The sequence below is a fragment of the Simiduia litorea genome (assembly GCF_042853465.1).
GTDB classification, from domain to species: domain Bacteria; phylum Pseudomonadota; class Gammaproteobacteria; order Pseudomonadales; family Cellvibrionaceae; genus Simiduia; species Simiduia litorea.
Map to the genome: position 1 here is coordinate 3,953,679 of NZ_AP031497.1, position 22,174 is coordinate 3,975,852.

Annotated in this window: 23 protein-coding genes; 12 read left to right on the forward strand and 11 right to left on the reverse strand. The window is 53.5% G+C overall.

Annotation, left to right across the window (positions count from 1 at the left end):
* The first annotated feature begins 51 nt into the window (after nucleotides 1–51).
* The 4 genes from purE to ACGHTT_RS17495 all read left to right on the forward strand — a co-directional run bounded on the left by purE (nucleotide 52) and on the right by ACGHTT_RS17495 (nucleotide 2,699).
* On the forward strand, nucleotides 52–546 hold the full coding sequence (gene purE, locus ACGHTT_RS17480) for a 5-(carboxyamino)imidazole ribonucleotide mutase (RefSeq protein ID WP_390592261.1): 495 nt from the start codon (nucleotides 52–54) through the stop codon (nucleotides 544–546).
* Entirely contained in the window at nucleotides 546–1,637 is a 1,092-nt protein-coding gene (locus ACGHTT_RS17485; RefSeq protein ID WP_390592262.1) for a 5-(carboxyamino)imidazole ribonucleotide synthase, read from the forward strand. The genes purE and ACGHTT_RS17485 overlap by 1 nt, the downstream gene beginning before the upstream one ends.
* Nucleotides 1,638–1,738: 101 nt before the next feature.
* Nucleotides 1,739–2,170, forward strand: coding sequence for a thermonuclease family protein (locus tag ACGHTT_RS17490; protein WP_390592264.1), 432 nt, complete (start codon nucleotides 1,739–1,741; stop codon nucleotides 2,168–2,170).
* A gap of 67 nt (nucleotides 2,171–2,237) precedes the next feature.
* Nucleotides 2,238–2,699 carry an EVE domain-containing protein gene (locus tag ACGHTT_RS17495; RefSeq protein ID WP_390592265.1) on the forward strand — a complete coding sequence of 154 codons (462 nt, stop codon included), beginning with the start codon at nucleotides 2,238–2,240 and terminating at the stop codon, nucleotides 2,697–2,699.
* Between the two features lie 9 nt (nucleotides 2,700–2,708).
* Here ACGHTT_RS17495 and ACGHTT_RS17500 read toward each other — a convergent pair whose 3' ends face one another.
* Nucleotides 2,709–3,056 (reverse strand): Hpt domain-containing protein, encoded by a 348-nt coding sequence (locus ACGHTT_RS17500; protein ID WP_390592266.1) that lies wholly within the window; start codon nucleotides 3,054–3,056, stop codon nucleotides 2,709–2,711.
* Between the two features lie 202 nt (nucleotides 3,057–3,258).
* Between ACGHTT_RS17500 and ACGHTT_RS17505 the strand changes: the two genes are divergently transcribed.
* Nucleotides 3,259–4,473, forward strand: coding sequence for an EAL domain-containing protein (locus ACGHTT_RS17505; protein WP_390592267.1), 1,215 nt, complete (start codon nucleotides 3,259–3,261; stop codon nucleotides 4,471–4,473).
* On the opposite strand, the gene ACGHTT_RS17510 is transcribed toward ACGHTT_RS17505, so the two are convergent.
* The 10 genes from ACGHTT_RS17510 to bioB form a co-directional block, all read right to left on the reverse strand.
* Entirely contained in the window at nucleotides 4,470–4,649 is a 180-nt protein-coding gene (locus ACGHTT_RS17510) for a DUF3094 family protein (protein WP_390592268.1), read from the reverse strand. The genes ACGHTT_RS17505 and ACGHTT_RS17510 overlap by 4 nt on opposite strands.
* Before the next feature lie 173 nt (nucleotides 4,650–4,822).
* Complete coding sequence (locus ACGHTT_RS17515; RefSeq protein ID WP_390592269.1) at nucleotides 4,823–6,613, reverse strand: acyl-CoA dehydrogenase C-terminal domain-containing protein; 1,791 nt, start codon at nucleotides 6,611–6,613, stop codon at nucleotides 4,823–4,825.
* Nucleotides 6,614–6,761: 148 nt separating this feature from the next.
* A complete protein-coding gene (locus ACGHTT_RS17520; RefSeq protein WP_390592270.1) occupies nucleotides 6,762–7,595 on the reverse strand; it encodes a putative metalloprotease CJM1_0395 family protein in 834 nt (277 codons plus the stop codon).
* An 11-nt stretch (nucleotides 7,596–7,606) separates the two neighbouring features.
* Complete coding sequence (locus ACGHTT_RS17525) at nucleotides 7,607–7,918, reverse strand: hypothetical protein (RefSeq protein WP_390592272.1); 312 nt, start codon at nucleotides 7,916–7,918, stop codon at nucleotides 7,607–7,609.
* 219 nt (nucleotides 7,919–8,137) lie between these two features.
* Entirely contained in the window at nucleotides 8,138–8,821 is a 684-nt protein-coding gene (gene bioD, locus ACGHTT_RS17530; RefSeq protein WP_390592274.1) for a dethiobiotin synthase, read from the reverse strand.
* A 22-nt stretch (nucleotides 8,822–8,843) separates the two neighbouring features.
* Nucleotides 8,844–9,272 carry an arsenate reductase ArsC gene (locus ACGHTT_RS17535; RefSeq protein ID WP_390592275.1) on the reverse strand — a complete coding sequence of 143 codons (429 nt, stop codon included), beginning with the start codon at nucleotides 9,270–9,272 and terminating at the stop codon, nucleotides 8,844–8,846.
* A 59-nt stretch (nucleotides 9,273–9,331) separates the two neighbouring features.
* Nucleotides 9,332–10,126, reverse strand: coding sequence for a malonyl-ACP O-methyltransferase BioC (gene bioC, locus ACGHTT_RS17540; RefSeq protein ID WP_390592277.1), 795 nt, complete (start codon nucleotides 10,124–10,126; stop codon nucleotides 9,332–9,334).
* A complete protein-coding gene (locus ACGHTT_RS17545; protein ID WP_390592278.1) occupies nucleotides 10,116–10,916 on the reverse strand; it encodes an alpha/beta fold hydrolase in 801 nt (266 codons plus the stop codon). Before ACGHTT_RS17545 ends, bioC begins: the two co-directional genes overlap by 11 nt.
* A gap of 4 nt (nucleotides 10,917–10,920) precedes the next feature.
* A complete protein-coding gene (gene bioF / locus ACGHTT_RS17550) occupies nucleotides 10,921–12,093 on the reverse strand; it encodes an 8-amino-7-oxononanoate synthase (RefSeq protein ID WP_390592280.1) in 1,173 nt (390 codons plus the stop codon).
* Between the two features lie 11 nt (nucleotides 12,094–12,104).
* Complete coding sequence (gene bioB, locus ACGHTT_RS17555) at nucleotides 12,105–13,163, reverse strand: biotin synthase BioB (protein WP_390592282.1); 1,059 nt, start codon at nucleotides 13,161–13,163, stop codon at nucleotides 12,105–12,107.
* Between the two features lie 91 nt (nucleotides 13,164–13,254).
* Between bioB and ACGHTT_RS17560 the strand changes: the two genes are divergently transcribed.
* The 7 genes from ACGHTT_RS17560 (at nucleotide 13,255) to ACGHTT_RS17590 (ending at nucleotide 22,170) form a co-directional block, all read left to right on the forward strand.
* Nucleotides 13,255–13,971: a ComF family protein gene (locus tag ACGHTT_RS17560; protein WP_390592283.1), complete on the forward strand. Its 717-nt coding sequence runs from the start codon at nucleotides 13,255–13,257 to the stop codon at nucleotides 13,969–13,971.
* Between the two features lie 210 nt (nucleotides 13,972–14,181).
* Nucleotides 14,182–15,309 carry a beta-ketoacyl-ACP synthase III gene (locus ACGHTT_RS17565; protein WP_390592284.1) on the forward strand — a complete coding sequence of 376 codons (1,128 nt, stop codon included), beginning with the start codon at nucleotides 14,182–14,184 and terminating at the stop codon, nucleotides 15,307–15,309.
* Between the two features lie 76 nt (nucleotides 15,310–15,385).
* On the forward strand, nucleotides 15,386–16,405 hold the full coding sequence (locus ACGHTT_RS17570) for a serine/threonine protein kinase (protein WP_390592285.1): 1,020 nt from the start codon (nucleotides 15,386–15,388) through the stop codon (nucleotides 16,403–16,405).
* The gene (locus ACGHTT_RS17575) at nucleotides 16,405–17,001 is read left to right on the forward strand and encodes a GNAT family N-acetyltransferase (RefSeq protein WP_390592287.1); all 597 of its coding nucleotides are present in this window, start codon (nucleotides 16,405–16,407) and stop codon (nucleotides 16,999–17,001) included. Before ACGHTT_RS17570 ends, ACGHTT_RS17575 begins: the two co-directional genes overlap by 1 nt.
* A gap of 95 nt (nucleotides 17,002–17,096) precedes the next feature.
* On the forward strand, nucleotides 17,097–17,945 hold the full coding sequence (cysE, locus tag ACGHTT_RS17580) for a serine O-acetyltransferase (protein ID WP_390592288.1): 849 nt from the start codon (nucleotides 17,097–17,099) through the stop codon (nucleotides 17,943–17,945).
* Between the two features lie 195 nt (nucleotides 17,946–18,140).
* Entirely contained in the window at nucleotides 18,141–19,919 is a 1,779-nt protein-coding gene (locus tag ACGHTT_RS17585) for a hypothetical protein (RefSeq protein ID WP_390592290.1), read from the forward strand.
* A gap of 154 nt (nucleotides 19,920–20,073) precedes the next feature.
* Nucleotides 20,074–22,170 carry an EAL domain-containing protein gene (locus ACGHTT_RS17590; RefSeq protein ID WP_390592291.1) on the forward strand — a complete coding sequence of 699 codons (2,097 nt, stop codon included), beginning with the start codon at nucleotides 20,074–20,076 and terminating at the stop codon, nucleotides 22,168–22,170.
* Nucleotides 22,171–22,174 lie beyond the last annotated feature (4 nt).

The window sequence follows — 22,174 nt, forward strand, 5'->3', positions numbered from 1 at the left end:
ATGCGTCCCTTTTTCTCGACCACTCTACGTGAACAGAACTGGGGAGTAAGTATGAAGCCGCTCATTGGTATTATTATGGGTTCCACCTCCGATTGGGACACCATGAGCCACGCCGCTGACACCTTGACAAAATTGGGCATACCCCATGAAGTCGAAGTGGTGTCTGCACACCGCACCCCAGACAAACTATTCGCCTACGCCGAGGCGGCAGAAGCGCGCGGTCTGGAAGCCATTATCGCGGGCGCCGGTGGCGCTGCCCATTTGCCTGGCATGGTAGCCGCCAAAACGCCGCTGCCAGTACTTGGCGTCCCGGTGCAGTCCAAGGCGCTCAACGGCATGGACTCGTTACTTTCTATCGTGCAAATGCCAGCTGGCATTCCCGTGGGCACCCTCGCCATTGGTCGGGCTGGCGCGACCAATGCGGCGCTACTCGCGGCTGCTATGCTCGGCAACAAATACCCTGAATACCGTCAAGCCGTGGTTGCCTTCCGGCAGGCGCAAACCGACACGGTATTAGCCAAAGCGGACCCTCGGGAGCACAACTGATGAAGATTGGCGTTTTAGGTGGCGGACAACTGGCTCGCATGATCGCACTTGCAGGCGTGCCACTCGGCTATTCCTTCGTGGTGCTCGATCCCTCTAGCGACGCCTGCGCCACCGAAGCCGCCGACTTAATTCAAGGCGCCTACGACGATACCGCCGCGCTAGATAAGCTCGCCGCGCTCGCCGATGTGATCACCTATGAATTTGAAAATGTGCCACAAGCTAGCGCTCGCTATTTGGCGACGAAACGTCCCGTTTATCCAGCCGCTGATGTTTTGCACGTGGCTCAAGATCGACTCAACGAAAAAAACTTGTTTACTCAACTCGGCATTCAAACACCGCCCTACGCACCGGTTAACTCGCTAACCGAGCTTCAAGATGCGGTTAATAGCATCGGCCTGCCCGCGGTATTAAAGACGCGCACCCAAGGCTACGACGGCAAGGGTCAGGCCGTCATAAAAACCGAGGCCGAATTAGCCAGCGCTTGGGCCAGCATCGGCGAAGTGCCCGCCATCCTCGAGGGCTTTATTGCCTTTGATCGGGAGATCTCCATGATCGCGGTGCGCAACACGGCGGGCGAGATACGCTATTACCCCGTGTCTGAGAATCAACATGCCGATGGGATCTTGCGCGTGGCTAGGGCCAAACCCTCCGACGCCATTACACCTTTAGCGCAAAGCTACACGCAAAAATTGTTAGAACATCTCGATTACGTCGGTGTTATCGCCGTGGAATACTTCCAGCGCGGCGACCAATTGTTGGCCAACGAATTCGCACCTCGGGTACACAACTCAGGCCACTGGACCATTGAAGGCGCAGAATGTAGTCAGTTCGAAAACCACGTGCGCGCGGTTGCCAATCTTCCCTTGGGCAACACCGCCGCCCTCGGCCACGCCGCCATGGTCAATCTCATTGGCGATCTGCCTAGCCAAGCCGAGATCATGCAGATTGCCGATACCCACCCGCATTTTTACGGCAAAGCGCCAAGAGCCGGACGCAAAGTTGCTCACGTGGGGATTAGATCACAATCATCCGAAGCACTTGAGGCTACAATCGCTCGGGTGAACAAACTTAGAGGCGCAGCTGGCGCCTAAAGCCCACCCACAACCCATCATCATAGCGATGGTTTCCACCATCGCTAGCCGCTTGAATTAACATCAACTTACGCAGGGACGCATCCAACCAAGAGAGTGACATGCGCGTCTTTTTACTTGTTCTATTCCTATGCGCTGCCGTAAACGCGAGCGCTAAAACACGCCAATACGGCAATACTACGGTGAGCGAAATTGTCAGCATTTATGACGGCGACACCTTCACCGTAAACATCGACGAGTGGCCCGCCATTGTTGGCCAGCGCATCAGCGTTCGCATTGCCGGCATCGACACGCCAGAAATGCGCGGCCGCTGCGAAGAAGAAAAAACCAAAGCCCGACTCGCCAAGCAATTTACCGTCGCCGCGCTGCGCAACGCCAACCGCATTGAATTGAAAAATCTACAGAGGGATAAATACTTTCGATTACTTTCTGATGTTTATGTGGACGGTGAAAATTTAGCGCAACAGCTGTTAAGGCAAGGTTTTGCGGTGCCCTACAGCGGCCACACTAAAATTAATTGGTGCAACTACTAACACTGCATGGTTAAGTTCAGCGCGAACCATAAGATCACAAGACCATAGAAAAAGAGGCAAACTCAGCGTGAACTATTGGCTCTTCAAAACAGAACCCGACGATATCAGCCTAGACGATATAAAAGCCGCGAAAACAAAAGGCTTACGCTGGGATGGTATTCGCAATTATCAGGCGCGAAACTTTTTGCGCGACCAACTCGCCATCGGCGATGGTATTTTTATCTATCACAGCCAATGCAAAGCTGTGGGTATTGTCGGCACCGCCGAAGTGACGCGCGCGGCCTATGCCGACCCGGCGCAATTTGACCCTAACAGCAAGTATTTTGACGCCAAAGCAACGACAGACAGGCCGCGCTGGTTTTGTGTTGATATTCGCTACACGGGCACGCTGAAAAACCTACTGCCCTTAAGCCAGCTCAAGGTCGACCCAGCTTTAAGCGACATGGTGCTAATCAAACAGGGTCGGCTGTCGATTCAACCGGTGACGCTTATGGAATGGCGCCATATTCAAACCTTGGCGGCAGACTAAAACACCACATTAAAGGCGCTCCAGTGCCGCCACAAAGTCTGCCACCCGGCGTATTTCTGGCTCCAACCTTGGCAACAACTGATCGATGATGGTTTGCTGCCCATTGCGACCAGCCGACTCTAAACCCGCGCAAATATCAGCCAACGGGTGCGCACCAATTGTGCGCGCTGAGGATTTCAATTTATGCGCAACAGCACCAATGGCTACCGGGTCTTTGGCCGCCTGAAACTCATTGAGATAGGTGGCCGTGACGGTACAAAATTCATCTAAGATTCCCAGCCTAAGTTCCACATCATCGCCGAATATGGCCTCTAAAACAGCCATATCTAGAGGCAATCTGCCATTCGCCTGAGTCATCTAAAGCCCACCTTCACCTAATATTACGCAACAAGAATAGACACACAGGCGCATCGCCAATCCGCACTGCTCACACCTGCTCGTCCAAGTAGCCCGCCAAGAGTAGCATGAAAAAACCCGACGTTTACTCGCCAATTTGGCACTCCATGGATTTACCGTCCATACTCATCTGACCTCCACGCCCTAGGTATTAGCAGGCCTTATGACTGTCGAAGAGCTCAAGCACCTCACCTGCCTTATTGTCGACGACGATAGCTTTATGCTCAGCACCTTATCGCTACTGCTCAAGCAACTTGGGCTCAAGCAGGTATTCCAAGCCGACAATGCCCAGGATGCACTCAAGCTCATCGCCAACCGAAACAATCACATAGACATAGTGATTAGCGATCTAAACATGCCGGAAATGGACGGCATACAATTACTGCGGCACCTAGGCGCACTGGGCGTCAGCTTAGGCGTCATACTGGTCAGCGGCGAAGATCCTCGGCTGCTGGAATCAGTACAAAACCTAGGTAAGCAATACCAACTCAGAGTCCTCGGTAGCATTTCAAAGCCGGTAAAAAAAGACCTGCTTCTGCAATACCTGCTCGACTTCCGGCGCGATGTGAAACCATCGCCTCAAGGCCCAGCGACCATGGTCTTTGCCGACGAACTCCAAGCCGCCATCATCAGCGAACTCATTGACGTTTGGTACCAGCCGCAAATTGATGTCGCCACGTATCAGCTGGTTGGGGTCGAAGCCCTAGCTCGCTGGCAGCACTCCGAAAAAGGTTTTATACCGCCCAACATCTTTATTGGCATTGCCGAGAAATACGGCATGATTCAGCAGCTCACCGATAGCGTACTGAAACAAAGTATCAAGCAAATTAGCGAATGGAATAAAATGGGCTTCGACATTTCACTGTCGGTTAATTTTTCCGCAACCGGGCTTTGTCATCTCGACATGCCCGAAGTACTGCATAGCACCTTGCGCAACTCCGGACTCAGGCCGGATCACCTCAACATCGAGGTCACGGAAAGTGCGCTGCCAAAAGATACCAGCGCCACGCTCGATATCCTAACCCGCCTTAGGCTTAAGGGCTTCGGCCTGTCTATCGATGACTTCGGCACTGGGTTTTCCTCACTAGAGCAGTTGCGCCTCATCCCCTTTACTGAGCTGAAAATTGACCGCTCTTTTGTCCACAATGCATCCGACAACAAAGCCAGCCAAGCCATTTTAGAATCGAGCATTTCCCTCGCTCAACGGCTCGCCATCCACTGTGTTGCCGAAGGTGTTGAAACCCAGGAGGATTGGGATTTAGTGGCGAGCTTAGGTTGCGACATAGTGCAGGGCTACTTCATTGCCAAACCCATGCCAGCGGCAGAGTTCGTACCTTGGGTACGTCAATACAGCAAGAAACACCGCGCCAAAAGCTAAACCGCCCCCTGCTGCCAAGCCAAGAAATAACTGATAACACTGAGCACCGTCAAGGTCAGCAAAATAATACCCAACAACAGCCAAGGCCGAAACGGCGCTCGCTCTGTATCGTTGCAACCCGAGTGAATTACAGAATCAACCTTGGCCTGATCTTCAGGGGAAAGATGGGATGTCATTATCGATTAAACCTATGTAGAAACTGAACTGAGGCTAAGTTGCCAGAATAGCACTGCAATTACTAGCCGACGCGCTAGTCGTCACCATAACTTCGCCGCACCAAAAAGCTTAGGTCACTCATCTTTAGGCCAAAAAAAGGGGGCTTTCGCCCCCGTCAATTTCACAGTTGGAATTAAAACTGATCGGCACTCAAGGCCATCATACTATCGCCACCAGCCAGCACCTGCTCCGTTAGCGCGCGCGTTTGCGGCAACAAACGCTGATAAAAGAACCGCGCCGTGGTGATTTTGGCCGTGTAAAAATCCGTATCTGCTGCGTTAGTTTGGGCGCCTGCCACAGCCACCATACGCGCCCACATGTAGGCGTAACTAACAAAGCCAAACAAGTGCAAATAGTCTACCGCGGCCGCACCCACAGCGGCCTTATCGCCACCCTTTGCACGGGCAATAACGGCATCGGTTACCTGTTGTAAATTAGCCACTTGATCGCTCAGCGCCATGGCAAACTCACCCACCGCACCATCTTTGTGTTGCGCAATAAACGCTTCGATCTCCGCGATATATTCGCGTACATATTCGCCGCCGTTCATCACCGTTTTGCGACCCATCAAGTCCATGGCCTGAATACCGTTGGTGCCCTCATAAATCTGGGTAATGCGAATATCGCGCACTAACTGCTCTTGGCCCCACTCGCGAATAAAACCGTGACCGCCAAACACTTGCTGACCGTGAATCGCAGACTCCAAACTTTTGTCGGTGATAAAAGCTTTCACCACCGGCGTCAGCAATGCAACCATATTGCCGGCCTTGTTTTTTTGCGCTTCATCGTCACTGTATTTACTGATATCTAACCACATGGCGGCGTAGGTAGAAAAGGCGCGGCCAGCTTCGTTTAACGCACGCTGAATCATCAGCATACGGCGCACATCGGGGTGCACAATAATGGGATCGGCGGCCTTTTCTGGCTGCTGCGCGCCGGAAGGGGAGCGGCTTTGCAGCCGGTCTTTGGCGTAGGCCACGGCATTTTGATAAGACGCTTCGCTAGCGCCCAAACCTTGAATACCCACACCAACGCGCTCGTAATTCATCATGGTAAACATGCATGCTAGGCCTTGGTTCAATTCGCCCACCAGCCAACCTTTAGCGCCGTCAAAGTTCATCACACAGGTAGCCGAGGCCTTAATACCCATTTTCTTTTCAATGGAACCACAGCTCACGTGATTCGCGTCACCCAATGAGCCATCGTCATTGACCAATACTTTCGGCACTAAAAACAACGAAATACCTTTTGGCCCGGCGGGCGCATCAGGCAATTTCGCCAACACCAGGTGTATGATATTTTCGGCCATGTCGTGCTCGCCCCAAGTGATGAAGATCTTGGTGCCCGTCACACGGTAAGAACCGTCATCATTAGGTTCGGCCTTGGTGCGAATGATGCCCAAATCGGTACCGGCATGAGGCTCAGTCAGATCCATGGCTCCGGCCCAAGTGCCGGCATACATATTGGGCAGATATTTTTCTTTCAAGGCTTGGCTGGCGTGGTAGTCAAGAGACACGCAGGCTCCCGCATTAAGCATCGGTGACAAACCAAAGGACATACACGCACCTTGGATCATCTCCTCGAATTGAGCCACCAACATTTTGGGCATGCCCATGCCGCCAAACTCTGGGTTGCCACCCAAACCAAACCAACCACCGTCAGACAACAGCTGATACATCTCTTTAAAGCCATGGGGCGTGGTGACTTGACCATCTTGCCACTCGCAACCCTGCTCATCTGCTTCGCGATTCAACGGTGCAAGGCTGGCACTGGCAATTTTTCCTGCTTCTTCGAGAATGGCGTCGGCTGTCTCAGCATCCACGGTCTCCGCTAAGCGCGGCATAGACGCCCACAGCTCGCTTACCTTAAATACTTCATTGAGGACAAAACGCATATCGCGCAATGGGGCCTGAAACTCTGCCATCGTCATTCTCCAAGTTATAAGTGCTTGCTCTTTCAAGCCTAGCTCCAAACTTGGAACAGACCAAACAACAAGACATGTTTAAAACAAACGTTTGAACGATACTTGGGGCGCAACTAACAGTCAAGGGGGAGAAATTTAATTGCGGGATTTAAACGGTTTGATCGAGGAGTTCGCCGGGGTTGCGCACAGCGGGCTGAACGCCAATTTTGATAAGCTTTTGGTTCAAGTCAATATTGCGCTGGCGCTCATTTTCACGCTGCGCCAGTGCGGCTTGACGCTCTTCCCGCTCAGCCTTTGCCGCCTCGCGCTGTTCGGCTTCAGCAGCGCGTTGATCTTGACCTTCAGCGCGTGCCTGCTCCTCCAAACGCTGGCTTTCCAGATCTTGAGTGCGAATATCGGCTCTCGCCTGCTCGGCCATGCGCGCCGCTTTAGCCGCGATTAAACGATCCTGAGAGGATGGGTCTGCCGGCGCTAGGGCGGCGGCTTGAATTTGCTCGGCTTTGCTCAAGGTCGCGTGTGGATCACCCGACACAGAGGCCAAATTCACTGACACTTCACCCGACGTAGCATAGGCAACCCCATCCGGACCGCGCACAAAATTCAATTGCGGCGCCCCCGTATGCTGTCCACCGACAGCGGCATGAGCTCGCTCATGGGCGCGCACTTCCCTATCGCGCGCCGCCAACTGCTCTATTTGCCGCTGCTCTGATTGCTCTTTGTTTTGCTCGTAACGGCTCTGCTCGTCTGCCAAATCGCCCGACGCGGGTCGCGCACCAGAACCTTGACGCTCCTGCTTGCCCAACACTTGGTCGCGATGAGTATCGTCTTCACCGGTACGGTTTTCCGAGCGCGCTATCTCAGCGCTTTCTTCAACGGCCTTAAAGCTAGACTCTTTACCGTCTTGCCCCTCTTCGCCCACGGGCTGGCGCCCGAACGGGTTAAAGGGTGAAATCATGTTGGCAAAGCTGGGGGGGATATTCATAGCGTCAGCCTTTAGGCCTTCACATCCAGCAGGCTACCGAGGGTTTCATCAGCGGTTTTAATAATTTGTGCCGAGGCATTAAATAACTGCTCTTGCCGGCGTAAATTGATCAACGGCTCGACTACATCCTGAGAGGACTCTACTTTTTGATCGCTGGACTGGGCTTGCCCGGCCTGCGCTGGCTCTACTGGGCTCGCTTGCGTTGCAGGGTCGATATTCAAGCGCGCAATATCATTGGCCGAGCGCTGAATCTCCTGCTGGCTTTTCTGTAAACCCTGTAGCCCCTGATTTAACAAGGAGGTCGATGAACTATTAACTTGCATGGGTTACCTCGCTTTCGAGTGATGCCTACAGAAGTGAATGTGCTTTCATGATCCAGCCAATGAGAACCTGATCAATCCTGCACCAAGACACACTTACCCCCAATTCTACCAAAGCGCTGATCAATAAACAGACAGTAAGCGGCAGTATCTTGCCGCCTTTAATACTATTTGGGCGCTGAAAGTGAGTATTTAATAACCAGATGACCTAGCAAGCGGGGGCTAAAGTCCTAATGGTGCAAGATCTAGGTGCTCGGCCGCCTGCTCGGCACTGGGCGCCGAAAAGTGCGGCACAACACCCAACAACGGCGCCGGCAGTCGCTGCCTTAGTGTCGCGAGGTTTTCGTCAAATACCGCCATATCAGCTTGAACGGCATTCGCTACCCAGCCCGCAACCGCCAATCCATCGCGCAGGATTGCCTCAAAGGTTAGCAACGCATGATTGATGCAACCCAACTTCATGCCCACCACCAGTATCACCGGCTGATCTAATTCACGCGCTAAATCGGCCAGGGTTTCAGTATTGTTGAGCGGCACTCGCCAACCGCCAGCACCTTCGATTAGGGTGAGATCGGCGCGCTCGTATACAACACCGCGACAAAGACCCAGCAGACGATTAACGCGCAATTCTCGACCCACCTGCGCCGCAGCAATATGGGGTGCGATGGCGGGCAATAGTGCCACCGGATTTACCTGTTCATAGGCCAGCGGCTTTGTTGATTGCGCCAATAAGGCGAGTGCATCGGCGTTACGCAAACCCTTCGAGGTCTGCTCACACCCCGCAGCCACCGGCTTAACCGCTGCCGTGGATAATCCCGCGCGCTTTGCTGCCGCGAGAATGCCACAGGCAATTAACGTTTTACCGGCGTCGGTATCCGTGCCCGTTACAAAAAAGGTTTTCGCCATACTGTTTCTATCCTATATCTCGCTATGTCTCGGCGCCCTGTTCGCACCAGTCGCGCACGCGATGTTTAATTTGATCGCGAATCAAACGCGTATTGGCCAGGCGATCTGCATCCGAACCGGTCAGCCCAGAGGGATCGGCAAAACCCCAGTGCAGCCTTTGCACGCCAGCAGAAAATTGCGGGCAGCGCTCGGCACTTGTCTCGTCGCAAACAGTGATGGCGATATCTGGCTCGCCAAAGGCGAGCAGATGATCCGCGACGCTACGACAGGGCTGCCGGCTAATATCTATACCCTCTTCGGCCATGACCTTCACCACCCAAGGATTTAGTTTTCCCGGTTCGATGCCGGCACTAAATGCTTGTACGCGATGATTGCTAAAATGTTTGGTGTACGCCTCGGCCATTTGGCTACGCGCGCTGTTGTGGATACAAACAAAAAGTACGGTTTTCATTGACGCTCCTTTGCTTTGCCTTTGAGCGGTCGCAAGGTAATTTGTTACAGCCACGCGGTTTACTCAGGTCGCTGCAAAAGCATCCAATACACTTCATAGGTCGCGGGCAAGCCGGCCGGCTGACGGTATGCTTCATAGCTGGTGCGCAATTTGATTAATTTTTCTCGCCCAGTTAAGCCTGGCGCGCGGGCGCGATTAACATTGTGCGCGCCAATGGCTTTTAGTTCATGGGTAAGGTCGCGCAAAGCGTCGTAGTGCATGACTTTTTCACCATTAACCCAGCGCTGCTCCTGCAACCCCGCCTGCCCTGCCGCCGCTCTCACTTCCTCGGCATGAGCAAATTGATTGACGTGGGTAAAGCCGTCCACCTGGCGCCAACTGTCGCGCAACTCAAATAAGGTGTTGGGCCCCAAGGTTGCCAGCGCAATCAAACCGCCCGGCGCTAGCGCGCGGTATATCTCGGTAAAAAATGCCGGCAGATCTTCGCTCCACTGCAGTGCAAGGCTCGAAAAAAACAGTTGTATGCTGGCCTCGGCAAACGGTAAAGACTCCATGTCTGCGCCTAGCCAGGCGAGCGATGCCGGATGCTGAGAGCGGGCGTAGCGCAACATGCCCTGCGCCAAATCTAAACCGCAAACCATAGCCTGAGGGTATACCTGCTTTAATTTTCCGGTAAAAAATCCGGTGCCAGACCCAATATCTACAACCGTTTGTGGCGATGCATTTACTGGCAGCAACTTGAACAGATCTGTGCCGATATCGCGCTGCAATTGCGCCGCGGAGTCATAACTCTTTGCCGCTCGGCTAAATGACTCAGCCACCGCGGATTTGCTACGCTCAACGCTAGTGGTCATGTAAAAAACTCGCTAGCGCCTGAGCAACTAATGTGGGCTGAATAAGCAAATGACCGTGACTCGCCCGACTCAAGTGCTGGCATGTTAGCGTCGATGTTTCGGCCAATGCCTGCGCCACAGCGATAGGCACCAAGGCATCACAGTCGGACAATAACAACCGTACTGGGCGATCAAATACAACCTCGGTGTGATCGAGCAGTTGCAGCGACTGCAGCGCAAAGTGCCAATTAGCCAGTCGACCCGCATCAAATGGCGACATAGCGTTTGGCAGCATTTTCCGCAACGCTAATGTATCTGCGTCACCGGCGGCGACCAGTCGTAAAAAAATTTTTAAGGTTTGCTCTGGCGCCGAGATAAAATTTTTCAAAAATTCAGAAAATTTATCGGCGGGCATTGCCCAAGGCCAATCGGCGTTGGCGCAAAACTGAAGATTGGTCGCAACACCTAGCGCTGACCTTACCCCGCTGTGGCGCTGTAAAAGTCGCAGCGCTAACTGCCCCCCCAAAGACCAACCGAACACGGAAATAGATTCGCCGCTGACGCTCGCCTCGTCAATTACCCGCTCCAGCAGCAACAATGTTTGCGCCAACCAAGCCTCCGCAGTATCGACTGGCAAACATGCCGACGCACCAAAACTGGGTAAGTCGACCAACCATACATCGTATTCAGACTGCAACGCCGGCACCAGCGGCAGCCAACAGCGATGATCAAAAGCCCAGCCGTGCAACACGATTAATTTACCGCGCGCAGGCTGAGTGGCAGCCATTTTTTTAATAAACAATTCGCTCACAACATCACTCAACACAGTCAGCTTTGTGCGCAAGCTGCGCCAACGCATCCAGCAAGCGATCGACCTGCGCCTCGGTATGCGCGGCGCTTAAGGTAACCCGCAAACGGGCGCTGCCGGCCGCCACCGTGGGCGGCCGAATGGCGGTGACTAATAAGCCTTGATCGGCCAATACAGAGGACCAAGCCAGCGCTGTTTCTGCATCGCCAACTAAGATCGGCTGAATCGGCGTTGGCGATGCCATAAGCGGCAAACCAAGCTGCTCGACACCGGAGCGGAAGCGCTGAATCAATGCGCGCAATTTTTCTCGCCGCCAGTGCTCGCGCTGCAGCAGTTGCAAACTCACGCGCGAGGCCGCGGCCACCGCCGGTGGCAGCGCGGTGGTGTAAATGTAGGTGCGCGCCAATTGAATCAGGGTTTCAATCAATGCGTCACTGCCGGCAATAAAGGCCCCAAAGGTACCGAAGGATTTTCCCAATGTGCCCATGAGCACGGGCAATTGATCTTGGCTTAAACCAAAATGTTCCGCGACACCGCCACCGTTTTCTCCAAGCACACCCAAGCCGTGGGCGTCATCGACCATCAACCACGCACGGTGCTGATCACAGACACTCGCCAAGGCATCGACGGGCGCGAGGTCGCCATCCATGCTGAACACGCCATCCACCGCCACTAAAGTTTTCTGTCCGTCAGCCGCCACCAGCTTACGTTCCAACTGAGTCACATCGTTGTGCAGAAAGCGTTGAAATTTTGCGCCCGAAGAAAGTCCGCCGTCGAGCAGAGAGGCGTGATTTAATTTGTCTTCAAAAATACAGTCGCCGGCGCCCACTAGCGCATTGATAACACCGAGGTTGGCCATATAACCGGTGGAGAACAGCAGGGCGCGATCGCGCCCCGTGAATGCGGCCAACTCCTCCTCGAGCGCGTGATGCTCCTGAGTGTGCCCACAGACCAGGTGCGACGCGCCGCTACCCACACCGTAATGCTTGGCAGCGGCAACAAATGCTTCCACGACGAGCGGGTGATTGGCCAAGCCCAAATAATCGTTGGAACAAAAGGCCAAAAAATCTTGACCGTCTATGGTCACTTCGGGTGCTTGTGCAGTTTGCAATTCGCGTCGACTGCGATACAAATGCTGGGCGCGCCGCTGCTGTAATTGGTCATCCAACCATTGCTTCATGGCGAACGGGTTTACTTGGCGGCGTCGTAGAAAAATTGATCGTTGTGGTTATCTTCCAACGCCTTAAATACAGCCGCTTCCTGTTCCGCGTCGTCTTGATGAATTTCGTAAGACTCTTGATGAATACCCAAGCGCTTAAACAACAAGCGATCTTTGCTGGCCTCGGGGTTGGGCGTGGTGAGTAATTTTTCACCGTAAAAAATCGAATTGGCACCTGCGAGGTAAGCCATAGCTTGCATTTGTTCATTCATCTCTTCGCGACCCGCGGATAAACGCACATGCGATTTGGGCATTAAAATACGCGCCACCGCAATGGTCCGAATAAAATCGAAGGGGTCGAGATCGGCCTGTTCGGCGAGCGGCGTGCCCTGAACTTTCACCAACATATTGACCGGCACCGACTCGGGGTGCTCCGCCATGTTGGCCAATTGAATGAGTAGGCCGGCGCGGTCAGACTCTTCTTCGCCCATACCCACAATACCACCACAGCAAACTTTCATGCCGGCCTTGCGCACATTGGCCAAGGTTTCTAAACGGTCTTGATAGGTGCGGGTGGTAATGATGTCGCCGTAAAACTCTGGCGAGGTATCTAAGTTGTGGTTGTAGTAATCCAGCCCCGCGTCGGCCAAACCTTTAGCTTGCTGCTCGTCGAGCATACCCAAGGTCATGCAAGTTTCTAAGCCTAACTGTTTTACCCCTTTCACCATGTCAGTTACGTAAGGCATATCTTTGCCTTTCGGCGAACGCCAAGCAGCACCCATGCAAAAACGCGTGGCACCACTGGCTTTCGCCGCCTTCGCCTCTTCGATTACTTTTTCGACTTTCATCAGCTTTTCGCGCTCGAGGCCGGTGTCGTAGCGAGCCGATTGCGGACAGTAGGCACAATCCTCTGGGCAGGCACCGGTCTTGATCGAGCAGAGCGTACTGACCTGCACTTGGTTGGGGTCGAAACAACTGCGGTGCACGGTTTGCGCTTGGTACATCAGGTCGGCGAAAGGCAGGTTAAATAAACCCAACACTTCTTCGCGGGTCCAATCGTGGCGGATGGTGATATTGGCCTGAGCACTCATGATCTATTCTCTATGGTAAGTCGGCAAAGGGCGCATTTTCTCGCCCGCCTTATTTGGCTGTCAACCTAAAAATGGATTTTGGTTAACTAATATGAAAGGACTCGCTCAACCCCTGCGCTGGCTTGCCACGCTAAGTCATTACTTGCCCGGTCGCTGCCTGCTGTGCGATCAGCCGTTCGACTCCGGCACAGCGCTGTTTTGCCCTGGCTGTTTAAACGATCTACCGGAGAATAACTGTTGCTGTTTTCAGTGCGCGCTGCCCTTAGAAACGCCGAGCTATTGCGCAGCCTGTTTGGAGCAGCCACCGTGTTTCAGCAAAACAGTGGCGCCCTTTCGCTATCAAGCACCACTGGCAAGTCTAATTAACCGCTGGAAACACCAAGGCGACAGTCGGCCACTGAACACCCTTATCGACCGCCTCGCAGGTCGTCTATTGATTGAATACCAACAGACGGACTGGCCCGAGCTGTTGTTGCCGGTACCCCTACCTTGGCGGCGCCGACTGGTGCGCGGCTTCAATCAAACCGAACAAATAAGCCATTTGTTAAGCAAGCAGCTAGCAATTCCGACTCATTATCGGCTGCTGCACGCCAACAGCGGTGAGCACAGTCAACAAGGCTTGAATCGAAAGCAGCGACTGCGCAACCTGGCCGGCCGCTTCGCACTCACAGGAAAGGTGCCAGCCGAGCATGTGGCGCTTATCGACGATGTCATGACAACCGGCGCAACAGCGTCCTATTTAGCGAAATTACTGCAAAATGCCGGCGTAAAACGGGTAGATGTCTGGCTGATCGCGCGCACGCCTTGACCCGACGGTCACCCTTTAGGCTGCGAAAATGACCAGAATACCCGAGACCCGCGACCATTAAAGCGGGATGTTTCCCGCCCGCAGCTGGACGGCACCGACTGCATCAGCGACAATTTTCAGTCTTATCGATGTTGCAGGCGGCAGCTCCTGCGATTCCTTGCCAGTGACGGCAAACATCATTATTCAGCCCTTTTTGTACAGGCATATAATATGAGCAACCCCACCATTGTCATCAGCGGCAGCGGCCTATGGACGCCGCCCAACAGCGTCTCTAACGAAGAGTTAGTAACCGCTTACAACGGCTGGGCCGACCAATACAACGCCCAAAATGCGGCCGCCATCGAGGCCGGCGAGCTAGCCGCCAAGCCCCACTCGAGCGCGGAATTCATCGAAAAAGCCTCGGGCATCAAAAGCCGCTATGTCTACGCCAAAGAAGGCATTTGCGATATCAACCGCATGACCCCAAGCATCCCCGCGCGCGCCGATGACGAGCTCAGCCACCAAGCCGAGATGGCTCTTGCGGCGGCCAAAGATGCACTTAAAGCGGCCAATAAGAAACCCGAAGATATCGACGCTGTGATTGTCTCTTGCGCCTATACCCAGCGCTCTTACCCCGCTATCGCCATCGAAGTGCAAGCCGCGCTCGGCATCCAAGGCTTTGGTTTCGATATGTTGGTGGCCTGCTCTGCCGCCACCTTTGGCCTGCATCGCGCCTACGACTCGGTGGCTTCGGGCTCCGCCCGCGCGGTACTGGTGATTAACCCCGAACTCACATCGCCACAACTTAATTTTACCGATCGCGACAGCCATTTTATTTTTGGTGACGTGGCCACCGCCATGGTGATCGAGCGCGCCGAAACCTGCACCAGCGAACACAGTTTCGAGATACTCAACATTAAAGCCGTAACCAGTTTTTCCAATAATATCCGCTCGAACTTTGGCTACACCGCACGCGCGCACGACACAGAGCCGTTTGGCGTCGATAATCTATTCCACCAAGAAGGCCGCAAAGTTTTCAAAGAAGTCTGCCCGATGGCAGCCGACCACATTAGCAGCCAATTGGCAGGCCTAGGATTAACCAACACCGATGTGCGCCGCTGGTGGCTGCATCAAGCCAATATCAACATGAACAACTTAATCGTGAAAAAGTTGCTCGGCCGCGACGCCAGCGCCGACGAGGCCCCCATTGTGCTCGACCGCTATGCCAACACAGCATCGGCCGGCTCATTGATCGCCTTCAACCTTCATAACAAAGACCTCAAAGCGGGCGACACTGGCGTACTCTGCTCTTTTGGTGCAGGCTACTCCATTGGCAGCTTGGTGCTGCGCAAACGCTAGCCAAACTGAGTTGCAAACAAAGGGGGCTAAGCTCCCTTTTTTTGTGTGCACACACTTTTATCCTTTAGGCCCGCCCTTGGCAAATATCGCTTTACCCAATGACGACGACACACCCAGCACAGCCACCCACCCCTACGCGGCACTGACGCCGGACGCGGTGATGGATGCGGTGGAAAGCACCGGCCTACTCACCGATGCTCGAGTATTTGCTCTCAACAGCTATGAGAATCGGGTTTATCAAGTAGGCATAGAGGGCGACACCCCCATCATCGCCAAGTTTTACCGACCCGAGCGCTGGAGCCGTGCACAAATTCTAGAAGAGCACAGTTTTACTCAGGAACTGGCCGATGCCGGCCTATCGGTAGTACCCCCGATGATCGACCCATTAACGGGCAGCCTGCACAGGTTTGGCGACTTCGACTTTGCCTTGTTTAAACGCCAGGGTGGCCACGCGCCGGAACTTGAAAACTTCGACCACCTGCAAGCGATCGGCCGAGCGATGGGACGTTTACATGCGGTGGGCAAGGCCAAACCGTTTAGTCATCGCCCAAGCCTAAGCATCGACAGCTTCGGTCACCAAAGCGTCGAGTTCTTAACCCACAACTTCATTCCTAAAGCGCTACTGCCTGCCTATACCAGCCTGTGTAAAGACTTACTCGAGCGCGTAGAAAATGCCTTCCACCGAGTGCCGCCCAACACCCTGCGGCTCCACGGCGATTGCCACCCAGGTAATATTCTCTGGCGCGACGACACACCCCACCTAGTGGATTTCGACGATGCCCGCACCGGCCCCGCCGTACAGGACTTATGGATGCTGCTCTCGGGCGAGCGCCAGCAACAGTTGGCGCAACTGTCAGAAATCATCGAAGGTTACGAGATGTTTTGCGATTTCGACCCAGCCGAACTCAGCCTCATTGAGAGCCTGCGCTGTTTGCGTATCATGCACTACAGTGCATGGCTGGCGCGACGCTGGGAAGATCCTGCGTTCCCCAAAACCTTCCCCTGGTTTAATACCGAACGCTATTGGGCCGAACACATACTGGAATTGCGCGAGCAGATGTCGGCGCTGCAAGAAGAGCCTTTAAGGTTATTTTGATGATTATCGAAGCCGCTAAGCCACACGATTGCGACGCCTTGGTGCCGCTGATTTTTAGCTCTGGACCAGTCACCTTTGATTACGTGTTCCTCGGTGCGGCAGAAGATTTCTTGCGCGCAACGCTGCCCAAGCCCTCGAACAGCTTTAGCCACGGCGCCCACTGGGTTGCGCGCGAGACGGCGAAGGGTAATGCTTGTGCCAGCATTAGCTTATACACCCGCGCCGAACACGACGCCCGCCACAACGGCAACCTAGGCGCACTTTTGAATTGGGGCGGCTGGCGCTCGCCACTCATTATTGTCAAAGGTTTAAAGGTTGAGGCGCTGATTCCACCACCGCCGTCGGGCACCTTGCATATTGCTCACCTCGGTGTAGCACCGGGTCTGCGCAATCGCGGTTTGGGAGAGCAGTTGGTTCACTATGCCGAAAGCAAAGCTCGAGCGGAAAACATAGGTACCCTCAGCCTAGATGTATCGGCGCAAAACCCGCGGGCCCAAGCACTGTACGAGCGCCTTGGTTTCTCGGTAAAACACACCAACATTAGCAAGGTCGCGGTACTCGCCGACCACTACTATATGGAAAAAGCTGTTCGCTAAAACTGCGGCCACTGCGCAATTTTTAAGACCAGTATTTCCCTATCCATGAGGAGCGAGCCATAATAGGCATTCGCGGCACATATAAAGGAACGGCCATGAGCCCCATTTCAGCAGCCAAACACAGATCCAATGACGCTGGGCAGCTCACAGATCCAGTCTGGCACAACATCCGTAAGCAGACCCAAAGCCAGGCCATTGAGGAGCCTATACTCGCGTCTTTCCTACATGCCACAGTGCTCAACCACGACAGCTTCGAAGGCGCCCTCAGCTTTCACCTTGCCAACAAATTAGACAGCCCCATGGCGCCGGCAATGATGGTACGCGAGGTCATCACCGAGGCGATGCAAGCCGACCCCAGTATCGCCCAAGCAGCGCGAGCCGATCTCAACGCCATTGATACCCGCGACTCGGCCTGCTGCTCGTTGGCAGCGCCGTTTCTTTACTTTAAGGGCTTCCACGCACTGCAATGTCACCGCATTGCGCACTGGCTCTGGACCCACCAACGCCAATCGTTAGCCTTGTTTTTACAAAACCGTATCTCTCAAGTTTTTGCTGTCGACATTCACCCAGCGGCGCGCATCGGCAAGGGCATCATGCTCGACCACGCCACGGGTATCGTCATAGGCGAAACCGCGGTGGTAGAAGACAATGTTTCGATCATGCAATCGGTGACCTTAGGTGGAACCGGCAAAGCCTCTGGCGATAGACATCCAAAAGTGCGCCAGGGCGTATTGATCAGTGCCGGGGCAACGGTGCTCGGCAACATTGAGATTGGCCAGGGCGCGAAAGTTGGCGCCGGCAGTGTGGTATTAAAATCCGTCGACCCGCACACCACTGTCGCTGGTGTTCCCGCCGTCCTCGTGGGTCGTTGTTTAACGGATCAACCGGCGCTAGACATGAATCACGAGCTAGCCTGTCAGGGCGAGTGTCCGGACAAAAACTAACCAAAGTTTTCATTTTGGCACTACCGTTCAGCTATTTTTGGCCTGTATACTAAACATTGTCGACGAATGTGCTCAAAACAGATGAGATAAATACTGGTAGACACATAGAAATCTAAGAAATACAACATTAAGAGATAAGGCGGATTTTCACACTCCTCCCTATACTTCTCTCATGGACGAACATAAGCAGCACTCATGAGTTTTGACGAGACCCTAACACAATTGCTTGGACGGCTAACGCTGCCGCCCCAGAACCTTAATATTTTAAGTTTCTGCCATAGCACCAAGGCTGCGCCCGTTAAAGTTTGGGCGGAATCGCTGCCAGCTACTCGAATCAGCTTTAGCAGTGTGCAGCTCTATACCGCGCTGCCTGAAATTGCGCGCCTAAGCACGGATCCGCTCACTCGACTCGACATGCTAGAAAGTGTTAGGCCTTATGTTCAACAATGTATTCAGGGCTTGGGCAGAAACTTTCTCAACCAGCCGATCATTCTGCCGGAAGGCGCGGTTAAAACCGCTATCGTTGCGCAGGCACTGCAAAAACATATTACTAACGGCTACATCGTTGCCGTGCGCGACCTCGCCGCGCAGAACCCTAAGGGTACAACGCTACTACAATTCGATCTCGCCCTGCACCGCGCGATCAACGGCCTTGCCTACATGCTCATGCGCGGCTACCAGCTTTACACACCCGTGCCCAATGGCGTCTGGCTTGAGCTACATACGTTGTTTGCCATTGCGGAACTCATGCAGCGCAGCGATCAACTGGTATCCGACTCGCGCCTTGAGTACGTACCAGCTACCACAATTAGACAGGCCTATTTACGACCGCTACTGCTAGCCTGCGCTCGCCCAAACCAATTACGCCAACAAGAGGTGCAGCAAACCTTTGAGGCGCTGGAGCTTTGGACGCCTTTTAGCTACCTCAAAACAGGCACTCAGGAAAATCGGTTATTTGCCGTTGATACCCAAGATGACATACAGCCCGTGTACAAAAATCGGCTGAACCCAAAAGACCCAAGCGCCGTGTTCGAGCTGGATCTAGAAGAGTTAGTCACCGGCCTCAAACGACAGCTGGAGCTCAAGGACGAAGACAACGCCATCGTGCGCATTCCCTCGGTCATTCCAACCCAGCTGATCGAACACCTTTGCAACTGCTGGACCGTGATGCGGCAGCGCGCCTTTGAACGCCGACTCACGCAGGGCGAACTGCAAGTCACCGTTGGCTTGACCAACCTACACTACCACTGCGCCAATGAGGTCGAGTTCCACGATTTTCTCGCCACCCTTGCACAGAAATTAGAGTTTCAAGCTAAGCCCTCACCGGAGCAATCTGACCCCTGGGCAAACACTATGTCGGGCGGCGTGTTTGGTGCGCTACCGACGGTGGATTTCTCCGAAGACTGGGATGAAGAGCCCGAAGAAGAAGCGCAAATTGCCCCCACGCACAACATTAAGATTATCGATACTAGCCCGGGCGGTTACTGCTTAAACTGGAACGTGGATTCAAACGAAAAATTACGTGCCGGTGACATTGTCGGTGTGCGCGAACCGGGCCGAATTAAATGGGCTGTTGGCGCCGTGCGCTGGATTCGACAGTCGAGCGGGCTCACCCAACTCGGTCTGCAAGTTATCGCGCCACAAGCGCAAGCGACCGCTCTGTCGATGGTGCAGCGCACCGGCGAAAATACGCCCTTCATGCGCGCCCTGCGGATTCAGGCGTTGAAATCGGTGAACCAACCATCATCCATAATCACCGACAGCTTGCCATTTATCGAATATTGCAAAGTCAGGGCGCGCGATGGCGACGGTCAAGTGCGGTTGCAGCTAACCAAACGCCTATTTGCCACCGGTTCATTCAGCCAATTTACCTACCGCGTCATAGACGCAGGTGCAGGTAAAAGTGAAGAAGGTAAGAAAAGATCGGCCGAGAGCGAACAGGAAGACTACTCTTCAGTATGGAAAGACAATTAGTTTGCAAGCAGCAAAGAGAGTTTTCGGGAACCAGTACACAGTTCACTCTAAAGAACCAAAACTTCTCGAGCTCCTTTATTGAGACAGGCTCCGGATTACGTAATATGGCTGGCTTGGCGACAACAGCCTCAATAATACGAATTGATAAGACTCTATGACCCCCAACGATACGATTCGACTACTAATACTTAACGATAGCCGCGCTGAAGCAGAGCGCCTGATTAGTATGCTCAATAATGCCGGGCGCAACACCCGTGCTCAGCATGTCGATAGTGAAGAGGCGCTGGTTAAATTATTGCAGGAGCATACTTGGGAGCTGGCCATTGCCGAGGCCGAGTCAGAAAACTTTCCCCCGGCTAACGCCGTGCGCCAAATTAAGCGCCTGAACAAAGATATTCCGGTCATCATACAAACAGAGACCGAAGGCACACACGCTATTGTTGACGGCATTCGCCTTGGCGCCGTCGACGTCGTGCGCATGGATGAAGACCAACACCTGCTACAAGTTATCACCCGCGAGCTAGAGAATCGCGAACATCGCCAATCGCGCCGCAAGGCCGATCGCAAGTTCAAAGAGGCGGAGCGGCGCAGCCAACAACTGCTCGACAGCTCGCGCGATGCCGTCGCCTACGTGCAAGACGGCATGTTCTTGTACGTCAATCAGAGTTTTTCTGAGCGTTTTGGTTACGAAGATCCGGATGACGTGCTCTGTATGCCCACCGTCGATTTGGTTGCGAAAAAAGATCAGAATCAAATCAAGCAATTCCTTAAAGACTTCACCTTAAAAGGCGACGAGGCTGAGTCAACCGATATGGTGTTTGCGGGCATTAGCCAATCGGGTAAATCCGTACAAGTTAAATTTGAAGTCGTGCACGCCATCTTCGATGAAGAGCCGTGCATTCAGTTAGTGGCACGTGCAAGCCAAGTCAATAATGCAGAGCTCGAAGCTAAACTCACTGAAATGAAGCAAAAGGACGTACAGACAGGCCTGTACAACCGCCCCTTCCTTATGCAAAAGCTCGAAGCCGCCGTCGATAAAGCCGCGGAAGGTGATGCAGGCTTCACGCTCACTTACATTGAAGCCGACGCGTTTTTTGATCGAGTCGAATCTGTACACGGTGTCAGCGTCGCTGACACCGTTATTAAAGACTTATCAAAGATACTGCAGAAGCACTGCAGCGATAAGGAATTACTCGCCCGCTTTAACGACGACACCTTCGTGTTACTCTCGCCGGGTACTAGCTCAGATAAACTCGTGTTGCGGGCAAAACGTATTTGTGCCGAAGTGGCCGAAAAGGTATTTGACGTCAACGGCACCACCCTGCAGCTGACCGTCACCGCCGGTCTTTCGGTCATTTCCGAAACCAGCAAAGATGCAGAATCGGTGATCGATCAAGCACTACAGGCGATCGAAGAGTTACGTAAAAAAGGTAAGGATGGCAACGGCAACGATGCCCAGCTTTACGAGCCTGCACAAGATACATTAGAAGACGGCCAAGACATTACCAAAGCCATTCAACGCGCGGTCGACAACAATCGATTTAAATTATTGTTCCAGCCCATTATCAGTTTGCGCGGCAACGAAAATGAATTGTATGAAGTACTATTGCGCATGGTCGACGAGAGCGGCAATGACATAGCGCCGGCGAAATTCATTGAAGCTGCGGAAAACATCGGCGCCACCACAAAAATTGACCGCTGGGTTATTCTCGAATCGATCAAGATGCTGTCCGAGCATAGAGCCAAGGGCAACAATACTAGCCTGGTAATTAATTTAAGCCGTCACTCGCTCACCGACGACAGTTTGTTACCTTGGTTAGGCGTCGCCTTTAAAGCCGCCAAATTACCCTCAGACGCTCTGCTATTCCAGGTGCGCGAGATTGACGTCACCAATCATTTGAACGCAGCCAAGGCCTTTTGTGCCGGCTTAGTGAAGCTTAAAACCTCTCTCTGTATTTCCAATTTTGGCTGCGCGATGAATCACTTCAACACCCTAAAGCACGTGCCAGCTCAATACATAAAAATTGACGGCAGCTTCACGCAAGACGTGCAAAATAGTAGCGAGGATGCAACCTCTCTGACCAACATGATCAAAGAGTTGCACAAGCTCGAGAAAGTTACCGTGGTGCCGTTTGTGGAAAACGCCAACGTGTTATCCACCCTATGGCAAAGCGGAGTGCACTATATTCAAGGCCATTACCTACAGGGCCCAACCGAAGGTATGAATTACGATTTCAGCATGGACGGCTAACGCC